Origin of the sequence: Kitasatospora sp. NPDC057542, assembly GCF_042801945.1 — a bacterium.
Taxonomy (GTDB): Bacteria; Actinomycetota; Actinomycetes; order Streptomycetales; family Streptomycetaceae; genus Kitasatospora.
Genome location: NZ_JBHVFE010000510.1, coordinates 1 through 6,156, shown reverse-complemented (window position 1 = coordinate 6,156; position 6,156 = coordinate 1). Strand labels below are relative to the sequence as shown.

6 protein-coding genes are annotated in these 6,156 nt (G+C 72.5%); 2 read left to right on the top strand and 4 right to left on the bottom strand.

From position 1 onward, the window contains the following. Positions 1 to 39 precede the first annotated feature (39 nt). Positions 40 to 393 carry an iron-sulfur cluster insertion protein ErpA gene (gene erpA / locus ACFU7Y_RS38095; protein WP_153460426.1) on the bottom strand — a complete coding sequence of 118 codons (354 nt, stop codon included), beginning with the start codon at positions 391 to 393 and terminating at the stop codon, positions 40 to 42. A 281-nt stretch (positions 394 to 674) separates the two neighbouring features. On the opposite strand from erpA, the gene ACFU7Y_RS38090 reads away from it, so the two are divergent. Further along, positions 675 to 1,535 (top strand): GNAT family N-acetyltransferase, encoded by an 861-nt coding sequence (locus tag ACFU7Y_RS38090; RefSeq protein WP_224282288.1) that lies wholly within the window; start codon positions 675 to 677, stop codon positions 1,533 to 1,535. A 66-nt stretch (positions 1,536 to 1,601) separates the two neighbouring features. Here ACFU7Y_RS38090 and ACFU7Y_RS38085 read toward each other — a convergent pair whose 3' ends face one another. The 3 genes from ACFU7Y_RS38085 to ACFU7Y_RS38075 all read right to left on the bottom strand — a co-directional run bounded on the left by ACFU7Y_RS38085 (position 1,602) and on the right by ACFU7Y_RS38075 (position 4,697). Further along, positions 1,602 to 2,984, bottom strand: coding sequence for a pyridoxal phosphate-dependent decarboxylase family protein (locus tag ACFU7Y_RS38085; protein ID WP_380771096.1), 1,383 nt, complete (start codon positions 2,982 to 2,984; stop codon positions 1,602 to 1,604). Between the two features lie 186 nt (positions 2,985 to 3,170). After that, positions 3,171 to 3,635, bottom strand: a complete 465-nt coding sequence (locus ACFU7Y_RS38080; protein ID WP_224282290.1) for an Lrp/AsnC family transcriptional regulator — start codon at positions 3,633 to 3,635, stop codon at positions 3,171 to 3,173. A gap of 138 nt (positions 3,636 to 3,773) precedes the next feature. After that, positions 3,774 to 4,697 carry an NADP-dependent oxidoreductase gene (locus tag ACFU7Y_RS38075; protein ID WP_380771095.1) on the bottom strand — a complete coding sequence of 308 codons (924 nt, stop codon included), beginning with the start codon at positions 4,695 to 4,697 and terminating at the stop codon, positions 3,774 to 3,776. A gap of 219 nt (positions 4,698 to 4,916) precedes the next feature. On the opposite strand from ACFU7Y_RS38075, the gene nadA reads away from it, so the two are divergent. After that, positions 4,917 to 6,101: a quinolinate synthase NadA gene (gene nadA / locus ACFU7Y_RS38070; protein WP_224282292.1), complete on the top strand. Its 1,185-nt coding sequence runs from the start codon at positions 4,917 to 4,919 to the stop codon at positions 6,099 to 6,101. The last annotated feature ends 55 nt before the right edge of the window (positions 6,102 to 6,156 follow it).

The following is a 6,156-nucleotide window of genomic DNA, read 5'->3' as shown; positions in this document are numbered from 1 at the left end:
GCCCCGGGGTGATCCCCGGGGCCGCCTTCCGCAGCGGGCTTAGCTGAACGAGTCGCCGCAGGCGCAGGAGCCGGTGGCGTTCGGGTTGTCGATGGTGAAGCCCTGCTTCTCGATGGTGTCGACGAAGTCGACGGTGGCGCCGCCCAGGTACGGGGCGCTCATCCGGTCGGTGACGACCTTGACACCGTTGAAGTCCTTGATCACGTCGCCGTCGAGCGAGCGCTCGTCGAAGAACAGCTGGTAACGCAGGCCGGAGCAGCCACCGGGCTGGACGGCGACGCGCAGCGCGAGGTCGTCGCGGCCTTCCTGCTCCAGCAGGGCCTTGACCTTGGCCGCGGCGGCATCGGTGAGGAGGATGCCACTCTCGACGGTGGTCTCGTCCTGGACGGTCATCTGCTTTCTCCCGGTCTTGACGACGGTCTGCCGCCAGTGCCAACCAACAGCCGTCCGGTTTCATTTCCCGGGCGGCGATGGATTTCTACGGCCTGTTCGCGGCTGGATATCCGTGGGCCGGGTGTGCCACCCGCGTCCCCTACGCTCCCCATGCTCGCACACACTCGGAGGACAGGTCACCGCCCGAGGGCCTGATCCGACCGGATCCGCCGGACGGGCCCTGCGCACGGATCCGGGTGAACCGGCCCCGCGGCGGCCCGCCGGACGCCAGGATGGTCCTCGTGATCATTCGCCCGGTCAGGGACACCGCTGCGGACGCGGAGGTCGTCCGGGAGCTCGCCGACGCCGCGTTCGCCGACGCCTCCCCGGCCGGTGCGGCTCGGGAGCCGACGCCCATGCGGCTGGCCCGGACCAGACACCTGGCGCGCACCGACCCCGGGGGCTGCTGGCTGGCGGAGAGCGCCGGCGAGCCGGTCGGGGCGGTGCTGTCGATCCGCCGGGAGGGCCTGTGGGCGCCCTCCCTGTACGCCGTCCGGCCGTCCGCACAGGGCCAGGGCGTCGGACGGCTGCTGCTGGAACGGGCGGCGGCGCACTCGCGGGGCTGCCTGCGCGGGATGGTCTGCTCCGCGGACTCCCCGGCGGCGGCCCGCCGCTACCGGCTGGCCGGGTTCACCCTGCACCCGACGATGCGGCTGACCGGGCGGGTGGAGCGGGACGGCCTGCTCGATCCCGGGGACATCCCGGTGCACCGCGGCAACGCCGGCCACCTGCACCTGCTGGACTCGGTGGACCGGCGGCTGCGCGGGTCCGCGCACGGGCCGGACCACGAGCTGATGCTGGGCCATTTCGAGGAGCTGCTGATCGCCGACGCGCTGGCCGGCAGCGGCTACTGCTACCGGGACGGCGGCGTGGTGCGGCTGCTCGCGGCCACCAGCAAGCGGATCGCCGCCCGGCTGCTGCGCGAGGCGCTGGCCCGGGTGCCGGACGGGGTCGAGGCGCGGGTGGAGCACCTGACCGCGGAGCAGGAGTGGGCGCTGGACGTCGGGCTGGAGGTCGGGCTGACGCCGCGGGCCGGCGGGTTCGTCGGGGTGCGCGGGATGCGTCCGCCGATGCCGTACCTGCCGAGCGGGGCGTTCCTGTAGGCATGCGTACGGCCCCCGCCGGATGCCGGTGGGGGCCGTACGTCAGGACGTCAGGACGTCGGAGGCTCAGACCATGGTGTCCAGGATCTCCTTGACCATCTCCATGGTGGTGCCCGGGTGCAGGAAGGCGAAGCGGGCGACCGTCTCGCCGTCCCAGCCGGTGGGGGTGACGAAGCCGATCTGGTCCGCGAGCAGCTGCTGCGACCAACGGTAGTAGTCGTCGTTGGTCCAGCCCTTGCGCTTGAAGCAGACCGCCGAGAGCTGCGGGTCGAACAGCAGCTCCAGGTGCTCGGACTCCCGGATCAGCCGGGCGGTCTCCCGGGCCAGGGTGAGGCCGGCCTCGATGGCGTCGGTGTAGGCCTGGACGCCGTGCACGGCCAGCGAGAACCAGAGCGGCAGGCCGCGGGCGCGCCGGGTCAGGTGGTAGGCGTAGTCGGTGGGGTTCCACTCGTCGCCCTCGGTGTGCAGGACGTCGAGGTAGGAGGCGTCCTGGGTGTGCACGGCGCGGGCGAGCTGCGGGTTGCGGTAGATCAGCGCGGCGCAGTCGAAGGGGGCGAACAGCCACTTGTGCGGGTCGACCACGAAGGAGTCGGCGTGCTCGATGCCCTCGTAGCGCTCGCGCACCGAGGGGGCGAACAGGCCCGCACCGCCGTAGGCGCCGTCCACGTGGAACCACAGGTCGCGCTCGCGGGCGACCTCGGCCAGGCCCTTGAGGTCGTCGACGATGCCCTCGTTGGTGGTGCCGGCGGTGCCGACGACGGCGATCACCGTCTCGGGGTTGGGGTCGGCGGCCAGGGCGGCGCGCAGCGCCTCGCCGGTGAACCGCCGGTTGACGGTCGGAACCTTGAAGGCTTCGACACCGATGATGTTGAAGGTGTTCTTGACCGAGGAGTGCACCTGGTCGGCGACGGCTATCCGCAGCCGCACCTCCGGACCACTGGGTCGACCCTCACTGGCGAGCCGGCGGCGGGCGGTGTCGCGGGCGACCACGAGGGCCGAGAGGTTGCCCGCCGAGCCGCCGGAGACGAAGGTGCCGCCGGCCGACTGGGGCAGGCCCGCGCGGTCGGCGATCAGGCGCAGCACCTGGTTCTCGGCGGCGATCGCGCCGGCCGCCTCCAGCCAGGAGATGCCCTGGAGGGAGGCGCAGGAGACGACCATGTCGAACAGCAGCGCGGCCTTGGTCGGGGCGCACGGGATGAAGGACAGGTAGCGCGGGCTGTCGGCGGAGATGACCGCCCGGGACAGCTCGTGGTCGTACAGCTTGAGCACGTCGACCGGGTTGTTGCCGTCCTGGTTCAGCAGGCCGGACAGCTGGGCGCGCAGGTGCTCGCCGTCACCGGGGTGGTCGAGCGGGACGGGGTCGTACTGCAGCCGCTCCCGCATGTAGTCGAAAACCAGGTCGACCAGTTCGTTGTCGGGCCGGTGCATGCGGTCGGGTGCTGCGGACACGGGTGTCCCTCTCGGCGTGGGGTGTCGGGGGGCGTCCGGTCGGCAGGACGCCTCACCGCGACGACCGGACGTGATCAGCGTAGGCAGCGCGGGCGCCTCACCGCGCGTCGGAACGCGGCTGGTCAGGCAGGTTTCGAGCGTCTTCGGGCCGGTCCGCGCAGGATTCCTGCGTACCGCCCGACGGGGTCAGCCGATGAGCTGGGAGAGGACCACCGAGGAGCGGCTGCGCTGCACACCGGGCTCGCGCCGGATGCGCTCGATGACGGCCTCCAGGTGGCGCATGTCGGCGGCCCGCAGGTGGACCAGGGCGTCCGGGTCGCCGGTGACCGTCCAGGCGGCGACCACCTCGGGGAACTGCCGCAGGCTGGCGAGGATCTCCTCGGGGGCGGTGCGCTCGCGGCAGTAGACCTCGACGAAGGCCTCGGTCTGCCAGCCCAGCACGGCCGGGTCGAGCACCACGGTGAAGCCCCGCACCACGCCGCGCGCCCGCAGCCGGTCGATCCGCCGGCGCACGGCGGTGGCGGAGAGGTTCACCTGCAGGCCGATCTCGGCGTACGAGGCGCGGCCGTCGCTGCCGAGCCTGGCGAGCAGGAGCCGGTCGGTCTCGTCCAGGTCGGCCCCGACCACCTCGTGCGCTCGCTGGCTGGTCATGGGTGCGGGGCTCCACGGGTCGTACGGGGGTTCGGCGGGGCGCTCCGGCGGCGGGCTGCCACTGCCGAAGCGGTTCGTCACCATTCTGGCGGATGACCTGGACGAGTTCACCGCCGACGGATGACCGGCGGGAGGCCGTCACGGGACGAGCAGCACGATCTTCCCCCGGGTGCGGCCCTCGGCGCTGAGTGCCTGGGCGGAGGCGGCCTGGGCCAGCGGGAAGGTGGAGGCGACGGTGACGGTCAGCCGGCCGTCGTCGGCGAGCGCGGCCAGCTCGGCGAGGTCGCCGGCGTCCGGACGGACCCAGACGTACCGGCCGCCGAGCGCCTTGACCCCGAAGTCGGCGACCGAGGCGATCCGGCCCGGGTCCGCCACCAGGCCGGCCGAGACCTGGACGGCGCCGTGGCCGACCAGGTCGAGGGCCGCGTCCACCCCGTCGGGGGCGAGGCCGCGGACCCGGTCGGCCAGGCCCTCGCCGTACAGCACCGGCTCGGCGCCGAGGCCGCGCAGGAAGTCGTGGTTGCGCTCGGCCGCGGTGCCGATCACCCGGGCGCCGGAGGCCCGGGCCAGCTGCACCGCCAGATGGCCGACCCCGCCCGCGGCAGCGTGCACCAGGACGGTCTCGCCCTCGGCGAGGCGCAGCGCCCTCAGGCCCTGCAGGGCGGTCAGCCCGGCCAGCGGCAGGCCGCCGGACTGCGCCCAGTCCAGCGCGGCCGGCTTGCGGGCCAGGGTGCGGACCGGGGCGGAGACCAGCTCGGCGTAGGTGCCGTGCTCGACGGTGTCCTTGCGGACGTAGCCGTACACCTCGTCGCCCGGGGCGAACTCGGTGACCCCGCCGCCGACCGCACGGACCACGCCGGCCAGGTCCCAGCCCATGACCAGCGGGAAGTGCGCGTCGAGGATGCCGTCCAGGGCGCCGTCCCGGATCTTCCAGTCCACCGGGTTCACCCCGACGGCCCGGGCCTCGACCAGGACGGAGTCGGGCCCGACCTTGGGATCGGGCAGGTCGGTGTACTCGACCACCTCGGGGCCGCCGTAGCGGTTGATCGCGATTGCCTTCATGGGCTCAGCCATACCCGCGGGCTTCGGGATATCGATTCGGCCACGCCGGACTGCCCCCGATCGGCGATCCGGCTCCGCCAGGGTCCATTCCGGCGAGCGGTTCTCGTCACATCGACAGGATGGCCATCGTCACTCTGACGCTAAGCGGTTAGAATAGATAGCGTCAGATAGACGAAAAGGCCCCACCGCTAGCTCGGCCGCACAGAAGGGCACCCGCCCGTGACCACCACCATCACCGAGACCCACGGCGTCGACCCCACTCCGACGCCGCTCGCTCTGCTGCTGCTCGGCCGCGAGGCCGACCCGAACAGCGAGCGCGGCGTCGAATGCCCCGGTGACCTCCCCCCGGCCTCCGACCCGAACCTCGTCGAGCGCGCCCGCGCGGCCAAGGCCGCGCTCGGCGACCGCGTCTTCATCCTCGGCCACCACTACCAGCGCGACGAGGTGATCGAGTTCGCCGACGTCACCGGCGACTCCTTCAAGCTCGCCCGCGACGCGGCGGCCCGCCCCGAGGCCGAGTACATCGTCTTCTGCGGCGTGCACTTCATGGCCGAGTCCGCGGACATCCTCACCAGCGAGCGGCAGCAGGTCGTCCTGCCGGACCTCGCGGCCGGCTGCTCGATGGCCGACATGGCCACCGCCGAGCAGGTCGCCGAGTGCTGGGACGTGCTGGCCGACGCCGGCATAGCCGACGTGACCGTCCCGGTCTCGTACATGAACTCCTCCGCCGACATCAAGGCCTTCACCGGCCGGCACGGCGGCCTCATCTGCACCTCCTCCAACGCCAAGCGCGCGCTGGAGTGGGCGTTCGAGCAGGGACAGAAGGTGCTCTTCCTGCCCGACCAGCACCTCGGCCGCAACACCGCGGTGCGGGACATGGGCTTCTCGCTGGACGACTGCGTGGTCTACAACCCGCACAAGCCGAACGGCGGCCTGACCGCCGAGCAGCTGCGGGACGCGAAGATGATCCTCTGGCGCGGCCACTGCTCGGTGCACGGCCGGTTCAGCCTGGACTCGGTGAACGACGTCCGCGAGCGGGTCCCCGGTGTGACCGTCCTGGTGCACCCCGAGTGCAAGCACGAGGTCGTCGCGGCCGCCGACATGGTGGGCTCGACCGAGTACATCATCAAGGCGCTGGACGCCGCCGAGCCCGGCTCCAAGTGGGCCATCGGCACCGAGCTGAACCTGGTCCGCCGCCTGGCCAAGGCGCACCCGGACAAGGAGATCGTCTTCCTGGACCGCACGGTCTGCTTCTGCTCGACCATGAACCGGATCGACCTGCCGCACCTGGTCTGGGCGCTGGAGTCGCTGGTCGAGGGCCGGGTGCCGAACGTGATCACCGTCGACCCGGAGACCGAGAAGCACGCCAAGGCGGCACTGGACCGGATGCTGGCCCTGCCGTAGCCCGACCCCCGCCCTTACCGGGCGAGTAACAGCGAAGGGCGGGCCCCCTCCCACC

Bases quoted from the DNA above. Each gene is read 5' to 3' on its own strand.
- ACFU7Y_RS38075 (WP_380771095.1), bottom strand. From the start codon at position 4,697: ATGAAGGCAATCGCGATCAACCGCTACGGCGGCCCCGAGGTGGTCGAG.
- ACFU7Y_RS38080 (WP_224282290.1), bottom strand. From the start codon at position 3,635: ATGACCAGCCAGCGAGCGCACGAGGTGGTCGGGGCCGACCTGGACGAG.
- erpA (WP_153460426.1), bottom strand. From the start codon at position 393: ATGACCGTCCAGGACGAGACCACCGTCGAGAGTGGCATCCTCCTCACC.